The following is a 20,700-nucleotide window of genomic DNA, read 5'->3' on the forward strand; positions in this document are numbered from 1 at the left end:
GCGCGCCCAATCGGGTCGCCCCGCGCCCCCCCCGCCCCCCCCGGCCCCGGCCCCCCCCCCCCCCGGGGGGCGGGGCCCCCCCCTTCGGGGACGTGCTGGAGGTGTTGCCGGTCAGACCCGGGTCAGGAGGCCTTGGCCTTGGCTGCCGTGGCGGCCGGGGCCGGCGCCGGCTTGGCGGCCTCGTAGAACTCCTCGCGCGGGGTCTCCAGCGCACCGAGGGAGACGACCTCGCGCTTGAGGAACATGGCGAGGGTCCAGTCGGCGAAGACGCGGATCTTGCGGTTCCAGGTCGGCATGGCCATGCCGTGGTAGCCACGGTGCATGTACCAGGCGAGCCGGCCCTTGAGCTTGATCTTCGTCTTGCCCATGACGATCATCGCGACGCCCTTGTGGAGGCCGAGGCCCGCCACCGCACCCTTGTTGGAGTGCGAGTACTCGGCCTGCGGGAAGCCCCGCATGCCCGAGATGACGTTGTCGCCGAGGACCTTGGCCTGGCGCAGCGCGTGCTGGGCGTTCGGCGGGCACCAGGCGTTCTCGACGCCGGCCTTGCGGGCGGCGATGTCCGGGACCTGGGCGTTGTCGCCCGCGGCCCAGATGTAGTCGGTGCCCTGGACCTGGAGGGTCGGGGCGGTGTCGACGTGGCCGCGCGGGCCCAGCGGCAGGCCGTAGCGGGCCAGCACCGGGTTGGGCTTGACGCCGGCGGTCCACACGAGGGTGTCGGAGTCGACCTCGAGGCCGTTCTTCAGCACCACGTGGCCGTCGACGCAGGAGTCCATCGAGGTGTTGAGGTAGATCTCGATGCCGCGCGACTCGAGGTGCTCCTTGCCCCAGGTGCCGAGCTTGGGCCCGACCTCGGGGAGGATCTTGTCGGCCGCGTCCACCAGGATGAAGCGCATGTCCTCGCGCTTGATGGTGGTGTAGTACTTCGCGGCGTCGCGGGCCATGTCCTCGACCTCGCCGATGGTCTCCGCACCGGCGAAGCCGCCGCCGACGAAGACGAAGGTGAGGGCCTTGCGGCGGACGTTCTCGTCCGTCGTGGACTCGGCCTTGTCGAGCTGCTCGAGGACGTGGTTGCGCAGGCCGATGCCCTCTTCGACGCCCTTCATGCCGATGCCCTGTTCGGCGAGGCCGGGGATCGGGAAGGTGCGGGAGACGGCGCCGAGCGCGATCACCAGGTAGTCGAAAGGCAGCTCGTACGCCTCGCCGACGAGCGGCGTGACGACGGCGACCTTGCGGTCCTGGTCGATGCTGGTGACCCGGCCGGTGAGAACCTCTGCCTTGGGCAGCACGCGTCGCAGCGGGACGACGACGTGCCGAGGCGAGATGCTGCCTGCGGCCACTTCAGGGAGGAAGGGCTGGTAGGTCATGTACGAGCGCGGGTCGACGACCGTGACGGTCGCCTCGCCGTAGCGCATCTTCTTCATGATGCGCTTGGCTGCGTACAGGCCTACGTACCCACCTCCTACAACGAGGATCCTGGGACGCTCCGTGGTGCTCATGGAACGAGTATCCAGCACCCCAAGGGGTGATGCTCGTGAGCCCCTTCACAAGGTGACGGAAGGCCTCTGCTACACTGCGCGGCCCACGTGACGGAGGTCATGGCGCGGAATGGGAACCACGGTGTAACGGGAGTCGTTGTTCACCTGCGCTGAACTGGCCTCCGGGCCTGTAACCGGAGTAGACCACCGGGTTGGTGGATACCTACCGACGGGCCCGGAGCCGACCCCCGAATCGCACGAACGCTCGCATGAACGGGGTCCGCGAACCCCGGGAACCCCCCGAAGGGCCCTTCCGGGGGCCCATCAGGCCTCTTTTCCTTGTGAAGAACTTCACGAACTTTCTGTGGACGAGGGGACCTAAGACCCCCGTAAAGGCCCCTGAAGGTCCTTTGCGCCCCCCGGACGGGCCCGCAAACACGACGGCGGCGCCCCGGTGACCCACCGGGACGCCGCCGTGCGCAGGGCGGGCTCAGGACCGCAGGCGGTCCGCCTCGACCTCTTCCGCGGTCTTGATCGCGATTCCGTCGAGGATGTCGTGCTCCGAGACCACGACCTCCGCGGCTCCGGTCCGCTCCATGATCGCGAGCAGCACCAGGGCGCCCGCGCCGATCACGTCCACCCGGCCCGGGTGCATCACCGGGATCGCCGCGCGCTCGGCGTGCGTGGCCGTCAGCATCCGCTCGCTGATCTCCCGCACCGTCTCGTACGGGATCCGCGCGTGGTGGATCTCCGAGGAGAGGTACTCCGGCAGCCCGAGGGCGATCGCCGCGACCGTGGTCACCGAGCCGGCCAGGCCGACCAGCGTGCGCGCCTCGGCCAGCGGGACCGTCCGCGCGGCCAGGTCCAGCGCCGCCTCGATGTCGGCCCGTATGGCGGCGATCTGCTCCGCGGTCGGCGGGTCGGTGACCACCCCGTCCACGACCAGGTGCCGTTCGGTCATCCGGACGCAGCCCACGTCCACCGAGCGGGCCGCCCGTACGTGCTCCTCGCCGACCACGAACTCGGTCGAGCCGCCACCGATGTCCACCACCAGGAAGGGCCGTTCCAGGTGCTCGTGGGCGACGAGCTCCCTGGTGGCGCCGGTGAAGGAGAACTCCGCCTCCTGGTCACCGGAGATCACCTCGGGCTCGACGCCCAGGATGCCGAGCACGCCCTGGACGAACTCGTCCCGGTTCTCCGCGTCGCGGGAGGCCGAGGTCGCCACGAACCGCACCCGCTCGGCACCGAACTCCTCGATCACCGCCGCGTACTCGCGGCAGGCCGCGAAGGTCCGCTCCAGCGCCTCCGGGGCCAGCCGCCCCGTCTTGTCCACGCCCTGGCCCAGGCGGACGATCGTCATCCGCCGGTCCAGCTCGACCAGCTCGCCCGTGGCCGGGTCGAAGTCCGCGACGAGCAGACGGATGGAGTTCGTACCGCAGTCGATGCCGGCGACGCGGGTCACGCGTCCGGCTCCTGCTGCTCCGCCGCCTCCGCCTTCGGCGCGCACGGCGTGACGCAGGCGCCCTTGGCCCACCACTCCGGCAGCATCGCCAGGGCCTCGTCGCCGAACGGGTTCACCCCGGGGCCGGCGGCCAGCGAGTGACCGACCAGCACGTGCAGGCACTTCACCCGGTCCGGCATCCCGCCGGCGCTCGGGAAGCCCTGGAGCACCTCGATGGCGTCACGGCGCTCGATGTAGTCCTCGTGCGCCTTCTGGTAGGCGGCCGCGAGCTCGGGGTCCTCGGCGAGCCGGGCCTGCATCTCCTTCATCACGCCGTTGGCTTCCAGCGTGCCGATCGCGGAGGCCGCGCGCGGGCAGGTGAGGTAGTACAGCGTCGGGAAGGGCGTGCCGTCGGGAAGCCGCGGGGCGGTCTCCACCACGTCCGGCTGGCCGCAGGGGCAGCGGTGGGCGATGGCGCGCAGCCCGCGCGGCGGGCGGCCGAGCTGCTGCTGGAACGCGTCGATGTCCGCTTCGGTCGGCTCGGTCCGGTCGGTCTGGGGCGGGGGCGTCTGCATGCCTGGAGGAAGTCTCTTCGTTCTCGTGGATGGGTGCGGGTGCTCGTCACTCGCCGGGGCGGTCCGCCTTGTCGACGCCGTCCCAGACGTTCGAGTACCACGGCCGGTCGGATCCGGCCGCTCCGGTGCGGTGCCGCTCGGCGGCCCCGGCCCCGGGGTCGGTCATGATGTAGCTGATCTCGCCCGGCCGGACGAAGTGCAGGTGCTTGCGCGCCTGCTGCTCCGCGTACGCGTTGTCCTGCCAGCGGGCCTTTTCGTCGCGGAGGCGTTCGAGGCGCCAGCCGGCGGCTTCGGCGGCCCGCTGCTGCTCCGCGATCTCCGACCGCTGGGACACGTACTGGCGCATCGGGTACGCGAGGGCGACGACCAGCGTACAGAGGACGAGCACCAGGAGCGCGGCCCGGCCGGTGAGCCGGCTGCGGCGGACCTGGCGGCGCGTCTGCGAGCGGTAGACGTGGGCCGCGGTCCGCTCGCCGAGCTGCTTGAGCCTCGTCGCGGTGGAGAAGGTGGAGAACCGATCCCGGTTCCCGGCCATTGACCCCGCCTCCCCTTATGTACGCGCTACGCAATACGTCCCCGCACACGGTACGGGACCGAGTGCGGGGACGTACGGAAGGCGGGAGGGGCAAGAGCGTGATTGCCCCGTGCCGTGCCTGCCGGCTGCCTACCGAATGCTCTTAGTTCGCAGGACGGAACCGCGGGAAGGCGGAGCGGCCGGCGTACACCGCGGCGTCGTCGAGGATCTCCTCGATGCGCAGCAGCTGGTTGTACTTGGCGACGCGGTCCGAGCGGGCCGGGGCGCCGGTCTTGATCTGACCGCAGTTCACCGCGACGGCGAGGTCGGCGATGGTGACGTCCTCGGTCTCGCCGGAGCGGTGCGACATCATGCACTTGAAGCCGTTGCGCTGGGCCATCTCGACGGCGTCGAGGGTCTCGGTCAGCGAACCGATCTGGTTCACCTTCACGAGCAGGGCGTTCGCGGAGCCCTCCTCGATGCCGCGGGCCAGACGCTCGGGGTTGGTGACGAAGAGGTCGTCGCCGACGATCTGGACCTTGGCGCCGAGGCGGTCGGTGATGGTCTTCCAGCCGGCCCAGTCGTCCTCGAACAGCGGGTCCTCGATGGAGACGAGCGGGTACGCCTCGACGAGCTCGGCGTAGTAGTCGGTCATCTCGGCGGCCGAGCGGGACTGGCCCTCGAACTCGTACTTGCCGTCCTTGTAGAACTCGGACGCGGCGACGTCGAGCGCGAGCGCGATGTCCTTGCCCGGGGTGTAGCCGGCCTGCTTGATGGCCTCGATGATGAGGTCGAGCGCGGCGCGGTTGGACTCCAGGTTCGGGGCGAAGCCGCCCTCGTCACCGAGACCGGTGGACAGGCCCTTGGTGTGCAGGACCTTCTTGAGGGTGTGGTAGACCTCGGCACCCCAGCGCAGCGCCTCGGAGAAGGACTCCGCGCCGATCGGGGCGATCATGAACTCCTGGATGTCCACGTTGGAGTCGGCGTGCGACCCACCGTTGAGGATGTTCATCATCGGAACGGGCAGCAGGTGCGCGTTCGGACCGCCGAGGTAGCGGAAGAGCGGGAGGTCCGAGGCCTCGGACGCGGCGTGCGCGACGGCGAGGGACACGCCGAGGATGGCGTTGGCGCCGAGCGAGCCCTTGTTGTCGGTGGCGTCCAGGTCGAACATGGCCTGGTCGATCAGACGCTGCTCGGTGGCGTCGTAGCCGACGAGCTCCGGGCCGATCTGCTCGATGACCGCGAGGACGGCCTTCTCGACGCCCTTGCCCATGTAGCGGTTGGGGTCACCGTCACGGAGCTCAATGGCCTCGAAGGCACCGGTGGAGGCACCGGACGGAACTGCAGCACGGCCGGTGCTGCCATCGTCGAGGCCCACCTCGACCTCGACCGTGGGGTTGCCTCGGGAGTCCAGGATTTCCCGGGCTACGACGACGTCGATGGACGGCACGAGCATCTCCTTCTGGGATGTGACGCTGGGTGTGCGGCGGCATGTGGGGCCGTGGGATGGCCCCGCCGCCTAGAGCCTAACCGGCTCCGGGCACTCGGCCGGCCGACCGCCCGCCTCCTGGGACGAAAAAGGGCCCGAATACCCGCCTTCCAGGACATACGGCCCTTGATCATCGGCGTCTCGGCCGGATTCCGGACGCTCCGGAGCGCGCCCGGTCCGGGCCCGGGCCGCGACCCGGACGGGAAAACACCGCCGCCCGGCGCGTGGGGGGAGACGCGCCGGGCGGTGGGGAGGTCACGTGCCGTGCACGCGTCCGCGGTCGTTACCGCAGGATTCAGCTGAGCTTCAGCATCTGACCCGGGTAGATCAGGTCCGCGTCCGAGACGATGTCCTTGTTGAGCTCGAAGAGCTTCTCCCAGCCGCCCTTGACGCCGTTCGCCTCGGCGATGGTGCCCAGGGTGTCGCCCGCCTTGACCTCGTACGAGCCGTTGCCGGTCTTGACGACCGGGGCCTCGGCGCGCTCGGAGCGGGTGGTCGGGGCCGGGGCCTCGGCGCGCTTCGGCGTCTCCTTCTTCGGCTCGGCCTTCTTCGGCAGGGCCTTCTTGGTGGTCTCGGCCTTCGTCTCCACCTTCTTGGTGGTCTCGGCGGCGCCGCCACCGGCGTAGGAGGAGTTGGAGAGGCCCTTGCCGCAGACCGGCCAGGCACCCTTGCCCTGGCCCTTGAGGACCTTCTCGGCGATGGCTATCTGCTGCGACTTGGAAGCCTGGTTGGCCTGCGAGGCGTACGCCTTGCCGCCGTAGGCGGCCCAGGTGGAGGACGAGAACTGCAGGCCGCCGTAGTAGCCGTTGCCGGTGTTGATGGACCAGTTGCCGCCGGCCTCGCACTGGGCGACGCGGTCCCACTCGGAGGCGGTGGCGGCGGAGGCGGAGCCGGCCGCCATCAGGGGCGCGGCGACCGCGACACCGGCGACGCCAGCGAGCGTGACGATGCGGGTGGTGCGCTCGATGGCCGTGGAACGGCGGTGCTTGCCCTTGCCGGAAAGCAGCATGGAGTTCTCCTCACCGACGCCTACGAGGTGAGCTGTCGGGTTCGGGCGGATGAGTGCCCGGCCGTGCGTCGTGGCGCACGACTTAACCCCTAGCCGTTTCCGTCCGTCTCTCAACGGCCGGTCCCGGCGCCTACCTTGGTTCCCCCGCTCCTGCCTTCGGCGCTTGACGCGACGACTGTTCCCCCCGTCCGCCGGCAGGATTCGGCGATGCGGTCGAAGGAGCCCGCGGTGGCGGGCGAATCAGAAGGTAGACAGGTCTCTCCCCGATGTTCAACGAGGAACACCGGGGAGAAACGGGCCCTACTTGCGCTCTCCTTGTGGGCATTTGCGCAGGTGAGGGCGGGGTTTGCGGAAGGCGGCAGGCGGGACACGCCAGTTGACCGGAAGAGACACATGTCTCACTTGCAGATAACGGACATTCAACTCTTTCTGGGTGCCCGAAGTGCCGCTATTCCTAGCTTAGATCCAGATTCTGACCGGGCTTGATCAGATTGGCGTCATCCCCGATGACCTGCTCGTTGGCCGCGTAGAGCGCGTTCCAGCCGCCCTTGACCTTCTTGGCGGACGCGATGGTCGCCAGGCTGTCGCCCTCCTTGACGGTGTACGAGGGGTCCGACGCCGCGCCAGCGGCGGCGGACGCCTCGACGGCGGGCGTGCCACGGTGCTTGCCGGTGCCGGAGACGTCCGGGATGCCGGCCGGGTCGGTGGAGGCGGCCGGGGCGCCCTGGGTGGTCGGGGCCGCCGGGCCGGTCGGGGTGACCGGGGCGTTCGGGTCGGCCGGGTTGACCGGGGCGGTCGGGGTCGTCCCCGGCGTGGTGGGCGTCGTCGGGAGCGTGGGGGTGCCCGGGGTCGTGGTCGGGCCGCCCGGGAGCACCGGGGCCGTGGGCGAGGTGGACGGCGCGTCCGGCTCGGGCATGACGGGCAGTCCGCTGCTCGGGGCGAGCGGCGCCGGCGGGAGCGTGAAGACGGGGGACGGGCCGTGGGTCGGGGCGCCGAAGTCGGTCGCCTGCGCGCCGGAGCCGCCCTTGGGGACCGAGTCGTCGGGCCGCGAGGCGCTCGCGCCGACGGGGGCGAGGGAGCCGGGCAGGCCCGGGTCCACGGCCGCCGCGGGGGCCTGCTGGGTCAGTCCGGCCGACTCCGAGCACTGGCCCCAGGCCTGCGGGCCCTGGGTGCCCAGCACGCGTTCGGCGACGGCGATCTGCTGGGAACGGCTGGCGAGGTCGGGGCGCTCGGCGAACTCCTGGCCGCCGGAGGCGTTCCACTGTTCCTGCGTGAACGAAAGTCCGCCGTAGGACCCGCTGCCGACGTTCGCGCTCCAGGAACCGCCGCTCTCGCACTCGGCGACCTTGTCCCACGTGGAGGTGTCGGCCGCGCGCGCGCCGGTGGCGGCGAGCAGCGGCAGCGCCAGCGCGGAACCTGTGACTCCGGCGGTGACGACTATCGCGGGTACCTGGCGGGGGCGTCTGTGGCGGCCGTTCCCGGAACGCATGAGCTGCACCTTTCGCATAACGGCTGGGTAACGGCAGAACCTAGCCTTGTTGGCATGCAAGTCACAACTCTTGGCGTGCGCTGACTTCCGGTCAGGGGACGTTCAGGTGTTTCGAGGTGTGAACCGGACAGGAAGAGTGCGCAGGCCACGCATGATCAGACCGCCGCGCCAGCGAAGCTCGTTGGGCGGAACAGCGAGTTCCAGATCGGGCAGACGCGTGAGCAAAGTCGCAAGCGCCGTTTGTCCTTCAAGTCGTGCGAGCGGAGCACCCAGGCAGTAGTGGATGCCGTGCCCGTATCCGAGGTGCTGGTTGTCGGTGCGGGAGAGGTCGAGGGCGTCCGGATCGGCGAACCGCTCGGGGTCCCGGTCGGCCGCGGCGAGGACGACGAGAACCGGATCGCCCGCAGCGACGTCCTTGCCTCCGAGGGTCAGCGGCTCGGTGGCGAACCGCCAGGTGGCCAGCTCCACGGGTCCGTCGTAGCGCAGCAGCTCCTCGATGCCGGTCTCCAGCAGGCCGCTCTCGCCGGCGGCGAGGGAGTCCTGGAGGCGGGTGCGCTGGTCGGGGTTCATGAAGAGGGAGTGGACGCCGTTGCCGATGAGGTTGACGGTCGTCTCGAAGCCGGCGAAGAGGAGGATGAAGGCCATCGCGGTGGCCTCGGCCTCCGTCAGGTGGTCGCCGTGGTCGCTCGCGCGGATCAGGTCCGAAATCAGGTCATTGCCCAGATCATCCCTTTTGCGGTGGATGAGTTCGCCGAGATAGGTCCGCATCTGCTTCACGGAGCGGGCGACCCCGCCGCGCGGACCGCCGCCGTGGCGGATCATCATCCCGGCCCAGTCGCGGAAGTCGTCCTGGTCCTCGCGCGGCACGCCGAGCATCTCGCAGATGGCGTAGATGGGGAGCGGGAACGCGAACTCGTGGATGAGGTCCGCTTCCCCCGTGCCCGCGTCCCCGGCCCTTTCAATGATCTTGTCGATGAGGTGGTCGGTCAGCTCCTGCACCCGCGGGGCGAACTCGGCGACCCGGCGCGGGGTGAACGCCTTCGACACCAGCCGCCGCAGCCGCGTGTGGTCCGGCGGGTCGATGTTGAGCAGATGGGTCATCAGCTCCGCCTTGCGCTCCCCCGGGATCCCGGTCTTGCCCTTGGCGTGCGCGGGCTCCGCGTGGTGCGCCGGGTTCTTGCTGAGCCGCTGGTCGGCGAGGGCCTGGCGGGCGTCGGCGTACCGGGTGACCAGCCAGGCCTCGACCCCGCTCGGCAGCTTGGTGCGGTGCACCGGGGAGTGCTCGCGCAGCCAGGCGTACGCGGGATACGGATCGGTCGCGAACTCCCAGTCGAACAGGGTCGGGCCCTGAGGAGGAGTGCTGTCTGCGGGGGCTGCGGAGGTCGGCTCGTGCACCCGCCGACCGTATCCCGCGCGCCGGCCGCCATCCCATATGGGGTGTTCGCCGCGGCTGTCCGTAGATCCGCCCTCCCTTGACTCCGCGGCGTTCCGCGTTCCTACTTTCGGTGCTGTGGATGTGAGGATCTTGAAGAGCAGCTTCGCGGTGGTGGAGAGACGGGCCGAACACGCGGTCAAGTACTTCTACTCGCACCTCTTCTGGCACAACCCCGGGATCCGTGAGCTCTTCCCGGCCTCCGCCCAGGACATGGAGCGCCAGCGCGACCGGCTGTTCGCCGCGCTCACCCACGTGGTCGCCCGCCTCGGCGACGAGAGCCTCCTCCCCTATCTCCACGCCCTCGGCCGCGACCACCGCAAGTTCCGCGCCGGCCCCGAGCACTACGCCGCCGTCGGCGCGAGCCTGCTCGCCGCGCTCGCCCGCACCTGCGGCGACGCCTGGAACCCGGCCGTGGAGAAGGCCTGGTCCGAGGCCTACCAGGTGATCGCCGACGCCATGATGGCCGGGGCCGCCGCGAGCGAGGACCCCCCGTGGTGGGACGCCGAGATCGTCCGCCACCTCCGGTACGGGCGGGACACGGGGGTGCTGACCCTGCGCCCGCACGCCCCCTTCCCCCACCGGCCCGGCCAGTACGCGAGCGTGAGCAGCCGGCGGGTTCCGGCGGTCTGGCGCACCTACTCCATCGCCAACGCCCCCCGCCCGGACGGCACCCTCGACCTGCACGTCAGCCGGGTGCGGCACGGCCGGCTGAGCACCGCCCTGGTCCGCGAGGCCCGGCCCGGCGAGATGCTGCGGCTCGGCGCGGCCGCCGGGCGGCTGACCCTGCGCCGTGCCGGCCGCCCGGTCAGCCTCATCGCGGCGGGCACCGGCTGGGCGCCGGTCCGGGCCCTGCTGGAGGAGCTCGCCGGACAACCCCCCGATCAGGACGTACGGCTCTTCGTCGTCGCCCGCGACGCCGCGCACCTCTACGACCGCCCGCTCATCGACGAGTACGCCGCCGCCTTCGGCTGGCTCGGCGTCACCTACATCACGCCCGCCCCGGGGCAGCACCGCGACCAGGCCACCGCGCGGCTCGCGACCGCTCTCGGCCACCGGGCCCGGTGGCCCGATCAGGACGTCTACCTCAGCGGGCCGCCGCCGTTCGTCGAGCAGACCGTGGACCTGCTGGAGGGGCTGGGCGCCCTGCCCGGCCGGATCTTCCACGACGGTGCACCGGCCGCCGGCACCGGGCACGGCCCGAACGGCCGCCCCCTGGGCTTCGGGGAGTGGTTCCTCAGCCGCCCCGCACCGCACTGGCACGACCCCTCGGGCCGCGCGCCCCGGACCTGACGGAGCCCTGCGGCGCAGCGGAGCGGATCACGCCCCGCCGTCCTCGCCGCCGTCCTCGTCGGCGTCATCGCCGTCGCGCTCGTCATCGCGCCCGCCACCGGCTCCGCCGAGTCCTTCCGCGGCGCGGATCGCGTCCCGGTAGACGCGGGCCGCGGCCCGCAGCGCGGTCTCGGGGTCGGTCCCGGCCGCCTCGGCGCGCGCCGCCAGTTCCAGCAGCTCGTACCCGATGCCCTCGCCGCGGGGCAGCTCCACGGACACGCCGCCGGCGCGGACCCGCCCGGCGAGCTTGGCCGCGAGCGCGAGCCCGGGCTGGCCCAGCGGAACCCCGTCGGTGACCGACTCCCGCTGCTTCTCGACCGCCTTGGTGCGCTGCCAGTGGGCGTTGACGTCCTCCGGGGTCTGCGCCTCGGCGTCCCCGAAGACGTGCGGATGCCGGTGGATCAGCTTCTCGACGAGGCCGGCGGCCACGTCGTCGACCGAGAAGGGCCCGTCGGGATCCTCCTCGGCGATGCGCGCGTGGAACACCACCTGGAGGAGGACGTCGCCGAGTTCCTCGCGCAGCGCCTCCCGGTCCCCGTCCTCGATGGCCTCGACGAGTTCGTACGCCTCCTCGATCGCGTACTTGACGAGGCCCTCGTGGGTCTGGCGCGAGGTCCAGGGGCACTCGCGGCGGACCCGGTCCATCACCTGGACCAGGTCGAGCAGGCGGGCGCCGGGCAGGTCGTAGGAGCCCGGCAGCAGTTCGAGGTCGGGCATCTCGACGCGGCCGGAGCCGGCCAGCCGGGCCAGCCCGTCGGTGAGCCGCCGGTCGCCCTCACCGCCCGGGATCACCACGACGGTGCGGCCGCCGGCACAGGCCTCGACGAGCGCGTGCGCGTCCGGGCTCTCGTGCGCGACCTCGACGCCCGCCTCGCGCAGGTACGGCAGCTGCGGGTGGGCGGGATCGGCGCACAGCACCCGGTCCGCGGCCTGCAGGGTCTGCCAGGCCGGCCAGGACAGCAGGCCGGGGGCGACCCGGTGGCTGGCGGTCAGCAGGACGATCCGGCCGACGGCCGGCGCGTCGGCGGCGGCTGCGGGCACGGCGGGGGCGGGTTCGGCGGCGTGGTCGTTCACCCTCCGAACCTACCTCCTCCCCCGGACGGCTCAGGCTCCGGCGGGAGCCTGCTCGGGCCGGGTCCGCTGGACGATCCAGGGGGTGTCCTGGTCGCCGAGCACGATCTGCTGCGCGTCCCACACGCCGTAGCGCGGGTTCACCTCGATGTGCAGGGCCTTCGCGGCGGAGGCCAGCTTCTCGACGGCCTTGTCCTGGCTGCCGTAGTGGTCGAACAGCTTGTCGCGCAGCAGCTTGAACCGGGCGTCGGCGTCGAGCTGGCCGGGCGCGAGCTGGGCCTGTTCCAGGGCCGCCGCGGCCAGCTTCTCGCTGCCGCCCGCCTTCTCCAGCTGGGCCTTGCGGAAGTCCTGGACCTCCTTCTCGCTGACGCTCACGCCCGCGTCCTTCGCGGCGCGCTCCAGGACGACGGTCTGGATCATCTTGTTCAGCTTGATGCGCTCCAGGCCGGGCGAGGCCTGGATCAGCTGGGCGGCGGTCGGCCCGGAGTCGTTCTGCGCCGCGCGGACCGCGCCCACCTGGGCCTGGAGCGCGGAGGTGGTGATCCGTTCGCCGCCGACGACGGCCGCGGTACCGGGGCGGGCCTGGCCCGAGCAGGCGGACAGCAGGGGAGCCGCCACGAGCAGGGCGGCGGAGACGGAGAGCGCAGTGCGACGGTGCAAAGGAGCCTCCAGGGCCGGGAGATTGTGCGTCGGTGCACAAGGGCCGTGCGGTGATCGATGGTATGCAGTCACGGTGATCCGAGCCACTGCTTCGACCAACGATTCCCGGGGTGTTGGGGTACGCGTCTGTTGATGTCACGGTCATTCCGTGGCCACCCTCCGGCCCACCGGCGGTGCCAAGGTCGGCGCACCATGTCGACACCGCACCGCTCGCCGCGCCGCCGGAGCCTGTCCGGCTCGGCCCTCGCCGCCCTGATCACGGTGGTGGCCGTGTGCACCGGGGACGCGGCCGCCCGCGTGTTCCCGTACGGGCACCGCCACCGCAGCGTCAACGACCTCGGCAATCAGTTCGTCCCCTTCCACGCCCACCTGTGGGACCTGCTGCACGGCCGGGCGCAGGGCGGCCTGCTGTTCAACTGGCAGTCGGGCTACGGCACGAGCTTCCTGCCCGACTTCGGCACCTACCTCTCCAGCCCGTTCGCCGTGCTCGTCGCCCTCTTCCCGCGCGAGGACATCGACCTCGCGGTCTACGTGGTCACCGTGCTGAAGACGGCCGCCGCCGCGGCGGCCATGGTGTGGCTGCTGCGCACCCAGCGCCGCGGGCCGTGGTGGGCGGCGGCGCTGCTGGGGGCCTCGTACGCGCTGTGCGGCTGGTCGGTGATCGAGGCCTCGTACAACCCGATGTGGCTGGACGGGCTGATCGCCTTCCCGCTCCTGTGTCTGACGGGTGAATGGGCGCTGCGGGGGCGCCGCCCGGCGGCCGCCGTCCTCGTGGTCGCGCTGTGCTGGACGGCGAACTTCTACACGGCGTACATGGCGACGCTGGGCGCGGCCCTGGTGCTCCTGGTACGGGTGGTGCTGATGCGCGAGGGGGTGCGGGAGCGGGCGCGGGTGCTCGGCCGCGGGGCGGTGACCACCCTGCTGGGCATCGCGGTGTCCGCTCCGGTGCTGGTCCCCCTCTTCCTGAGCTCGAAGCAGGCCTACCCGGGGTGGACGCGGCAGTTCCGGCCGGTGCCCTGGCCGGACCTGTTCGCGCGGATCCTGCCCGCGACGTACTCCTTCTCCTCCCCGGCGCTGTTCGTCGGCACGGGCACGCTGGTGCTGGTGGCGGCCCTGCCGTTCCACGGGGCGGTGCCGGTGCGCACCCGCCTGTGGTGGACGGGGCTGACCGCGGCCGTGCTGGTCTCCTTCCAGTGGACGCCGACGCACCTGGCCTGGCACGTGTTCGCGACCCCGAACGGCAGTCCCTACCGGCAGACGTTCGTCCTGGCCGGGGTGGCCGTGATCGCGGCGTGGACCGCGCTGGCGGCCGGACTGCCGGGGCCGCGGGCGCTGGCGGGGGGCGCTGCGGTGCTGGCCGCGGCGGCCGTCGCGGCCGGCGGCAGCACGCTGGCGACGCCGTGGGGGTTCGCCCTGTTCGGCGGCGGCCTGCTGTCGGCGGGCACGGCCTGGTGGTGCCTGCACCAGCGCAGGCTGCTCCTCCCGGCGGCCGGGCTGCTGGCGCTGGTCCTGGTCGGCCAGGCGGCGGCAACCACGGCGTACGGGCACAAGGGCAAGCTGGCCGGACTGGACGACTACCCCTCGTGGGGTACGGCGCACTCCGCGCGCTCCGCTGCCCTGGCCGGCGCCGAGGGCTGGCCCGCGTACCGTACGGACCCGAGCCGCCCGGCCCTGTCGGGCAACGATCCGCTGCTGCTCGGCGGGGAGGGCGGCGCCTACTACAGCAGCCACACCCCGGACGTGTTCACGCGGACGATGGCGGCCCTCGGAGCGGGCTGGACCTCGCGCGGGCGCAACGTGCAGAGCATCGACAATCCGGTGACGGACGCGGTGTTCGCGGTCGGCGCCCGGCTGCGCCCGGACGGCACGGTCGGCCGCGCGCAGGTGCCCCCGCTGATCACCCTGCGGCCGCCGGGTCCCGCACCGTCCTACGCGGCCGACGGGCCGCCGTTCGCCAACCAGGAACTCCTGCTGGGCGCCACCGTGTACGAGGACCCCGTCGCGCCCGGGGTGTGCCGCGCGGGCACGGAGGCCTACCTGTGGGCCCCGGAGTACAACGCGACGGCGCACCTGGCGGACGGCCCCGCGGTCCGGCTGAACGGCAACGCGCCCCGCAACCGGGCGGCCCTCCAGCCGCTCGGCGTATCCCGGGGCGCGTCCTCGGTCCTCGTCTTCGACGCTCCCGCGCCGCCGCGCCGGGCCCTGTCCTGCCTGGACCGCGGCCGCCTGGACACGGCGGTGGCCGGGCTCCGCGCGACGGCCCCGACGTCCCTGCGGGTCGGCTCCTCGGGCATCACCGCCACCGTCCCGGCGGGCACCACGGGCACTGCGGTCCTCTCGTCCCCGGCGATCGCGGGCTGGACCTGCAACGGCCGGCCGGCCGCCGGCTACCTGGGCCTGGTCTCCGTCCCGCTGACCCCGGGCACCACGACGATCAGCTGCGCCTTCCGGCCCCCGGGCCTGCTGCCGGGCACCGCCGTCGCGGCGGCGGCCCTGCTGCTCCTGGCCGGCATCCTCGCCGCGCGGCGCCGGCGGGGGTCCCGGGCCGGGCGGTCCGCCCGGCCCGGCGAGCACGCCCTGTCCGCGTAGGGCTCGGCGCCTCCGCCCCGGGCGGGCGGCGCCGGGGGCGTCAGCGGACCTGGCTGAGCCAGTGCAGGGTGCGGCGGACCTCGGTGGAGAAGGGGTGTGCCGGGCCGTGGATGCGGTCGGCGTCGAACATCAGGCGGGCCAGGGTGTCGTGGGCCGCCACGCGGTCGCCCATGGACAGCTGGAGATGGGCTATGCGGCGGCGGACGTCCAGCGGCAGGCCCGGGTCCGGATTGGCGTAGTGGTTCTCGAACAGCGGGAGCAGGGAGCGGTATTCGGCCAGGGCCGCCCCCGACGCGCCGAGCTGTTCCAGGCACTGGGCCGCGTCGTAGCGGAACCGCAGGGCCTGGGGGTCGCCGGCCGGGAACTCGTCTGCGAGACGGCGCAGTTCGGGCAGGGCGCGGCGGTACTGGCCGTCGTCCATGAGCGTGGCGGCGTACTGCTTGCGCAGGGAGCGGACCACCGGCGAGTGCTCGCCGTGCTCGGCCGCCGCGGCCGGGAGGATCCCGCCGAGGATGTCGACGGCCTGGGTGAGGCGGCCCTGGTCCAGGAGGCTGCGGGCCTCGTCGACCGCGGCCGGGATGTCCGGCTTGACCGGGGTCGGCGGCGCCGTCGGCTGCGGCGGGACGGTGGTGGCGCGGTCCGGCCAGGGGGCGTGCGGGCGCAGGAAGGGACGCGTCGGGTCGAGTGCGCCCTTCGGGGAGCCGTCCTTGGGCAGCAGCGGCACGAGGGCCTCGTAGACCTGCTGCGCGGAGGCCGGCCGCTCCTGCGGGTCCTTGGCGAGGAGGTGGAGCAGGACCGCTTCCAGCTGGTGCGGGACCTCGGGGCGCAGCCGGCGCACCGGGACGGGCGGCTCGTAGAGGTGGCGGTGCAGCACGCCGAGCGCGGTGGACCCGGCGAAGGGGACGTTGCCGCTGAGGAGTTCGTACAGCAGGACGCCGAGGGCGTAGAGGTCGGTGGAGGGGCCCACCGCGCCGCCCATCGCCTGCTCGGGCGCCATGTACGCCGGGCTGCCGATCGGGGTGCCGGTGCTGGTGAGGCGGGTGGTGTCGGTGTCCATCACCGAGGCGACGCCGAGGTCCAGGACCAGCACGGTGCCGTCGGGGCGGACCATCACGTTGCGCGGTTTGAGGTCGCGGTGCACGATCGGCACCGCGTGCACGGCCGACAGCACCCCGCACAGCTGTGCGACCACGGCGACCGCCCACTGCCAGGGGTACGGGTCGTGCTGGGCGAGGTGGTCCGCGAGGTCGGTGCCCTCGACGTGGCCCATGACGAGGAACAGCTCGTCCCCGTCGCTGCCCGCGTCGTGCACCGTGACCAGGCCCGGGTGGTCCACCTGCGCCGTGACGCGGCATTCGCGCACGAAGCGGCGGCGCAGCTCGTCGGCGACGGAGCCGGGGCCCGCCACCTTGTCGGGGCGCAGCAGTTTGACGGCGACGCGGCGGTCCAGCCGCTGGTCGTACGCCGTCCAGACCTGGCCCATGCCGCCCTGGCCCAGGATGGAGGCCAGCCGGTAGCGCTCGCCGATGATCCGGTCTTCGTCCGTCACCGCGCCGGGCCCTCACCCTCGTTGCCGGGCGGGTTCGGGTTCGGGTTCGCCTGCGGGTGCGGCGTCTGCTTGCGCAGCAGTTCGCTCAGCTCGTCGAGTTCGGCGCGCACCTGTCCGATCCGCGGCGGGGTGGCCGGGCCGGGGGCGGGGTTCGGGGTGGGCGTCGGGATGGGGGTCGACGTCGGGACGGGCGTCTGCTGGACCGGCGGGTAGCCGTACGCGGGGCGGGGCTGCTGCTGCGGCGGCACGTACGGCGCGGGCTGCGGCGGGTACCAGGGGGCGGTCCGGGCCGCGACGGCCAGGGCCTCGTGGTGACGGATGTCGGCGACGAGGAAGTACACGCAGGTCGCGAAGCCGGTCAGGATGACGCCGAACGCGCCGGTGTTGCCCTGCCAGCCGTCGGTGTTGGGCGTCGGGTCGGCGCCGATCAGCGCGACCCAGACGACCGTGAGCACGCAGTTGAGGCCCAGCAGCCACCAGTCGCGGGGCTTGCGGGTGACGGCCGCGAGCCGCAGCATCGTGCCCCAGCCCAGGAAGCCGCAGCTCAGGACGGGCAGCAGGGCGAACAGCACGCGCAGTGCCACGACTCCCCCGGTACTGGGCTGGGGGCCTTGCTGCGGCGGGAGGCCGGGGCCGTGCATCGCTGCTCCTGACGGACCGTGTCGACGAAGTTTCGGGTCTGAGCGTATACATCGTTTCCGGCCGTCAGTGAGGGGATGCGCGAACCGTTGCAGGGTCGCCGCACAGCCGCGGCCGGCGTGGGCCGTGTTCGAGTCCACCGCCCCGGGGGAGGAGCCGGGCCGGGGCCCGGCCCGGCCCGGCCCCCGGCCCTCGGCGGGCGGATCCCCCTGAACACGCGTAGCGTCGCAAAGGGACACGGAAGGAGCCCTCGCATGGGGATTCTCGACAAGGCCAAGGCCATGCTCCACGGCCACGGCAAGCAGGCGAAGCAGGCGTCCGACGCCGCCGAGCAGCAGATCAACCAGCGGACCGGCGGCAAGTACACGCAGCAGGTCGACCAGGCCCAGCAGGAGGCGGAGCGGCGCCTGGGGATCGACGACGACCCCAACAGGTAGCCCCGCGGGCAAGCCCCCCGTGCCGGGCCGCGCCCGGGAAACCGGTGGTACCGGTTCCCGGGCGTACGCACGAGGGGCTGCGGGCTGCGGGCTACGGGCTACGGGCTACGGGCTACGGGCTACGGGCTACGACCCGAGGATCGTGGTGAGGAACTCTCCGGTCCAGGCCAGCAGTTCCCGTCCGACGAGCGGCTTGCCGCCCACCCGGGCCGTCTTCGGCCGCGGGATCAGCACCTGCGAGGTGGCCGGCTTGAGGACCGCACCCGGGTAGAGCCGCTTGAGCCGCAGCTCCTGCGATTCGCGCAACTCCACCGGGCCGAAGCGGATGTTGACGCCCTGGAGGGTGATGTCGCCGACCCCGCAGGCCCGCGCCAGCATCCGCAGCCCCGCCACCAGCAGCAGGTTCTCCACCGGCTCCGGCAGCTTGCCGTACCGGTCGTGGAGCTCCTCGCGCACGGCCTTGACGTCCGCCTCGGAGTTGGCCGCCGCGATGGACCGGTACGCCTGCAGGCGCAGCCGCTCGCCCGGCGCGTAGTCGTGCGGGACGTGCGCGTCCACCGGCAGCTCGATCTTGACCTCCAGCGGCGGCTCCTCCTCCACCCCGCCCTCGACGGCCGCCCGGTAGTCGGCGACGGCCTCGCCGACCATGCGGATGTACAGGTCGAAGCCGACGCCCGCGATGTGGCCGGACTGCTCGCCGCCGAGCAGGTTGCCCGCGCCGCGGATCTCCAGGTCCTTCATCGCCACGTACATGCCCGCGCCCATCTCGGTGTGCTGGGCGATCGTCGCGAGCCGCTCGTGCGCGGTCTCGGTCAGCGGCTTCTCCGGCGGGTACAGGAAGTACGCGTACCCGCGTTCGCGGCCGCGCCCGACCCGGCCGCGCAGCTGGTGCAGCTGGGAGAGGCCGAAGTTGTCGCCGCGCTCCACGATGAGGGTGTTGGCGTTGGAGATGTCGATGCCGGACTCGACGATCGTCGTCGAGACGAGCACGTCGAACTTCTTCTCCCAGAAGTCCACGACGACCTGTTCCAGGGCCTGTTCGGACATCTGGCCGTGCGCGGTCGCGATCCGCGCCTCGGGCACGATCTCGCGGAGCTTGGCGGCGGCCCGGTCGATGGACTCGACCCGGTTGTGGATGTAGAAGCACTGGCCCTCGCGCAGCAGTTCGCGCCGGATCGCCGCGCCGATCTGCTTCTCCTCGTAGGGGCCGACGAAGGTGAGGACCGGGTGGCGCTCCTCGGGCGGGGTGGTGATCGTCGACATCTCGCGGATGCCCGTCACCGCCATCTCCAGGGTGCGCGGGATCGGCGTCGCGGACATGGTCAGCACGTCGACGTTGGCGCGCAGCTTCTTCAGCTGCTCCTTGTGCTCGACGCCGAACCGCTGCTCCTCGTCGACGATGACCAGGCCCAGGTCCTTGAACTTCGTCTCCTGCGAGAACAGCCGGTGCGTACCGATGACCACGTCCACCGAGCCCTCCTTGAGGCCCTCCAGCGTGGCCTTGGACTCGGTGTCGGACTGGAAGCGGGACAGCGCCTTCACGTTGACGGGGAACTGGCTGTAGCGCTCGGAGAAGGTCCCGAAGTGCTGCTGCACCAGCAGCGTGGTGGGGACGAGGACGGCGACCTGCTTGCCGTCCTGGACCGCCTTGAACGCCGCACGGACCGCGATCTCCGTCTTTCCGTAGCCGACGTCGCCGCAGATCAGCCGGTCCATCGGGACCGACTTCTCCATGTCGTCCTTGACCTCGGCGATCGTGGTGAGCTGGTCGGGCGTCTCCGCGTACGGGAAGGCGTCCTCCAGTTCGCGCTGCCAGGGGGTGTCCGGGCCGAAGGTGTGGCCGGGGGCCGCCATGCGCGCGCTGTACAGCTTGATCAGGTCGGCGGCGATCTCCTTGACGGCCTTCTTCGCGCGCGCCTTGGTCTTGGTCCAGTCGGCGCCGCCGAGCCGGTGCAGGGTCGGGGCCTCGCCGCCGACGTACTTGGTGACCTGCTCCAGCTGGTCGGTGGGGATGTAGAGGCGGTCCCCGGGCTGGCCGCGCTTGGCGGGGGCGTACTCGACGAGGAGGTACTCGCGGGTGGCGCCCTGGACGGTGCGCTGCACCATCTCGATGTAGCGGCCGACGCCGTGCTGCTCGTGCACGATGTAGTCGCCGACCTCCAGGGTGAGGGGGTCGACGGACTTGCGGCGCCGCGTCGGCATCCGGCCCAGGTCCTTGGTGGCGGTGCGCTGCCCGGTCAGGTCGGTCTCGGTGAGGACGGCCAGCTTCAGCGCCGGGTCGACGAACCCGTTGTCGAGGGAGCCGCACGTCACGTGGACGAGGGACGGCTCCAGGGTCACGAGGTCCGCCTCCAGGCGGGCCGCGATGCCCTCGCCGCCGAGCACCTCGACGGTGCGGGCGGCCGGGCCGTGGCCCTCGGTGAGGTAGACGGTGTGCCAGCCGTCGGCGAGCCAGCCCTTCGTGTCGGCCAGCGCCCGGGCGGTGTCGCCGCGGTAGGCCTCGGGGGCGTGCATGCCGAGCTTGAGGGTGTCCGCGGCCAGGTCGGCGTCGTCCGCCGCGAACGGGGACACCGACCACCACATCATGCCCAGCTCGCGGGCGTGCTCCCGGACGTCCGCGATGCCGCGCAGCGAGGCCGCGCCGACGTCGATGGGGGCCTGCCCGCCGCCGGCGGTCGCCGCCCAGGACGCCATCAGGAACTCCTGCGAGGTCGCCACCAGGTCGGCGGCCCGGGTGCGCACCCGCTCCGGGTCGCAGACCACGGCCATGGACCCGGCCGGCAGGACGTCGATCAGCAGTTCCATGTCGTCGACGAGGACCGGCGCGAGGGATTCCATGCCCTCCACCGCGATCCCCTCGGCGATCTTGTTCAGCAGTTCGCCGAGCTCGGGGTGGGCCTCGGCGAGGCCCGCGGCCCCCACCCCCACCACCACGGTCACAACCACCACCCCGCCGGGGGGGGCCCCCACCCCCGGCGCGGCGCCCCCCCGCGAGC

Annotated in this window: 16 protein-coding genes and 1 riboswitch; of the genes, 3 read left to right on the forward strand and 13 right to left on the reverse strand. The window is 72.5% G+C overall.

The window, feature by feature from the left end; genetic code table 11:
• Positions 1–122: 122 nt before the first annotated feature.
• The 8 genes from ACFXA3_RS08755 to ACFXA3_RS08790 all read right to left on the reverse strand — a co-directional run bounded on the left by ACFXA3_RS08755 (position 123) and on the right by ACFXA3_RS08790 (position 9,390).
• Positions 123–1,499 carry an NAD(P)/FAD-dependent oxidoreductase gene (locus ACFXA3_RS08755; RefSeq protein WP_385183906.1) on the reverse strand — a complete coding sequence of 459 codons (1,377 nt, stop codon included), beginning with the start codon at positions 1,497–1,499 and terminating at the stop codon, positions 123–125.
• Between the two features lie 469 nt (positions 1,500–1,968).
• Positions 1,969–2,940, reverse strand: a complete 972-nt coding sequence (locus tag ACFXA3_RS08760) for an exopolyphosphatase (protein WP_385183909.1) — start codon at positions 2,938–2,940, stop codon at positions 1,969–1,971.
• The gene (locus ACFXA3_RS08765) at positions 2,937–3,494 is read right to left on the reverse strand and encodes a DUF501 domain-containing protein (RefSeq protein ID WP_385183911.1); all 558 of its coding nucleotides are present in this window, start codon (positions 3,492–3,494) and stop codon (positions 2,937–2,939) included. Before ACFXA3_RS08765 ends, ACFXA3_RS08760 begins: the two co-directional genes overlap by 4 nt.
• Positions 3,495–3,540: 46 nt before the next feature.
• Entirely contained in the window at positions 3,541–4,029 is a 489-nt protein-coding gene (locus ACFXA3_RS08770) for a septum formation initiator family protein (protein WP_385183913.1), read from the reverse strand.
• Positions 4,030–4,171: 142 nt separating this feature from the next.
• On the reverse strand, positions 4,172–5,464 hold the full coding sequence (eno, locus tag ACFXA3_RS08775) for a phosphopyruvate hydratase (RefSeq protein ID WP_385183916.1): 1,293 nt from the start codon (positions 5,462–5,464) through the stop codon (positions 4,172–4,174).
• A gap of 328 nt (positions 5,465–5,792) precedes the next feature.
• Complete coding sequence (locus tag ACFXA3_RS08780) at positions 5,793–6,506, reverse strand: transglycosylase family protein (protein ID WP_385183918.1); 714 nt, start codon at positions 6,504–6,506, stop codon at positions 5,793–5,795.
• 2 nt (positions 6,507–6,508) lie between these two features.
• Positions 6,509–6,678, reverse strand: a riboswitch (cyclic di-AMP (ydaO/yuaA leader).
• Positions 6,679–6,960: 282 nt separating this feature from the next.
• Complete coding sequence (locus tag ACFXA3_RS08785) at positions 6,961–7,995, reverse strand: transglycosylase family protein (protein WP_385183921.1); 1,035 nt, start codon at positions 7,993–7,995, stop codon at positions 6,961–6,963.
• Positions 7,996–8,097: 102 nt separating this feature from the next.
• Positions 8,098–9,390 carry a cytochrome P450 gene (locus ACFXA3_RS08790; RefSeq protein ID WP_385183924.1) on the reverse strand — a complete coding sequence of 431 codons (1,293 nt, stop codon included), beginning with the start codon at positions 9,388–9,390 and terminating at the stop codon, positions 8,098–8,100.
• 115 nt (positions 9,391–9,505) lie between these two features.
• On the opposite strand from ACFXA3_RS08790, the gene ACFXA3_RS08795 reads away from it, so the two are divergent.
• On the forward strand, positions 9,506–10,720 hold the full coding sequence (locus ACFXA3_RS08795; RefSeq protein ID WP_385183927.1) for a globin domain-containing protein: 1,215 nt from the start codon (positions 9,506–9,508) through the stop codon (positions 10,718–10,720).
• A gap of 27 nt (positions 10,721–10,747) precedes the next feature.
• Here the strand turns inward: ACFXA3_RS08795 and ACFXA3_RS08800 are convergent, their stop codons facing one another.
• Positions 10,748–11,800: a nucleoside triphosphate pyrophosphohydrolase gene (locus tag ACFXA3_RS08800; protein ID WP_385183947.1), complete on the reverse strand. Its 1,053-nt coding sequence runs from the start codon at positions 11,798–11,800 to the stop codon at positions 10,748–10,750.
• A gap of 63 nt (positions 11,801–11,863) precedes the next feature.
• Positions 11,864–12,490, reverse strand: a complete 627-nt coding sequence (locus ACFXA3_RS08805) for a SurA N-terminal domain-containing protein (protein ID WP_385183930.1) — start codon at positions 12,488–12,490, stop codon at positions 11,864–11,866.
• Between the two features lie 192 nt (positions 12,491–12,682).
• Here ACFXA3_RS08805 and ACFXA3_RS08810 point away from each other — a divergent pair, with 192 nt between their 5' ends.
• Positions 12,683–15,079: a YfhO family protein gene (locus ACFXA3_RS08810; protein ID WP_385183933.1), complete on the forward strand. Its 2,397-nt coding sequence runs from the start codon at positions 12,683–12,685 to the stop codon at positions 15,077–15,079.
• A gap of 40 nt (positions 15,080–15,119) precedes the next feature.
• On the opposite strand, the gene ACFXA3_RS08815 is transcribed toward ACFXA3_RS08810, so the two are convergent.
• Together ACFXA3_RS08815 and ACFXA3_RS08820 are read right to left on the reverse strand one after the other, a co-directional pair.
• Positions 15,120–16,628: a protein kinase gene (locus ACFXA3_RS08815; protein WP_385183936.1), complete on the reverse strand. Its 1,509-nt coding sequence runs from the start codon at positions 16,626–16,628 to the stop codon at positions 15,120–15,122.
• Positions 16,625–17,212 (reverse strand): hypothetical protein, encoded by a 588-nt coding sequence (locus ACFXA3_RS08820; protein WP_385183939.1) that lies wholly within the window; start codon positions 17,210–17,212, stop codon positions 16,625–16,627. Before ACFXA3_RS08820 ends, ACFXA3_RS08815 begins: the two co-directional genes overlap by 4 nt.
• 309 nt (positions 17,213–17,521) lie before the next feature.
• Here ACFXA3_RS08820 and ACFXA3_RS08825 point away from each other — a divergent pair, with 309 nt between their 5' ends.
• The gene (locus tag ACFXA3_RS08825) at positions 17,522–17,704 is read left to right on the forward strand and encodes an antitoxin (protein ID WP_385183942.1); all 183 of its coding nucleotides are present in this window, start codon (positions 17,522–17,524) and stop codon (positions 17,702–17,704) included.
• Positions 17,705–17,830: 126 nt separating this feature from the next.
• Here the strand turns inward: ACFXA3_RS08825 and mfd are convergent.
• A partial coding sequence (gene mfd, locus ACFXA3_RS08830; protein ID WP_385183945.1) for a transcription-repair coupling factor occupies positions 17,831–20,700 on the reverse strand: 2,870 nt, incomplete at its 5' end.

It is taken from the genome of Streptomyces sp. NPDC059456, assembly GCF_042750055.1.
Classification (GTDB): Bacteria; Actinomycetota; Actinomycetes; order Streptomycetales; family Streptomycetaceae; genus Streptomyces.

What these genes read in the sequence shown, in the direction of transcription:
- ACFXA3_RS08755 (WP_385183906.1), bottom strand. Translation starts at nt 1,499, where the DNA reads ATGAGCACCACGGAGCGTCCCAGGATCCTCGTTGTAGGAGGTGGGTAC.
- ACFXA3_RS08765 (WP_385183911.1), bottom strand. Translation starts at nt 3,494, where the DNA reads ATGCAGACGCCCCCGCCCCAGACCGACCGGACCGAGCCGACCGAAGCG.
- ACFXA3_RS08770 (WP_385183913.1), bottom strand. Translation starts at nt 4,029, where the DNA reads ATGGCCGGGAACCGGGATCGGTTCTCCACCTTCTCCACCGCGACGAGG.
- eno (WP_385183916.1), bottom strand. Translation starts at nt 5,464, where the DNA reads ATGCTCGTGCCGTCCATCGACGTCGTCGTAGCCCGGGAAATCCTGGAC.
- ACFXA3_RS08780 (WP_385183918.1), bottom strand. Translation starts at nt 6,506, where the DNA reads ATGCTGCTTTCCGGCAAGGGCAAGCACCGCCGTTCCACGGCCATCGAG.
- ACFXA3_RS08785 (WP_385183921.1), bottom strand. Translation starts at nt 7,995, where the DNA reads ATGCGTTCCGGGAACGGCCGCCACAGACGCCCCCGCCAGGTACCCGCG.
- ACFXA3_RS08810 (WP_385183933.1), top strand. Translation starts at nt 12,683, where the DNA reads ATGTCGACACCGCACCGCTCGCCGCGCCGCCGGAGCCTGTCCGGCTCG.
- ACFXA3_RS08825 (WP_385183942.1), top strand. Translation starts at nt 17,522, where the DNA reads ATGGGGATTCTCGACAAGGCCAAGGCCATGCTCCACGGCCACGGCAAG.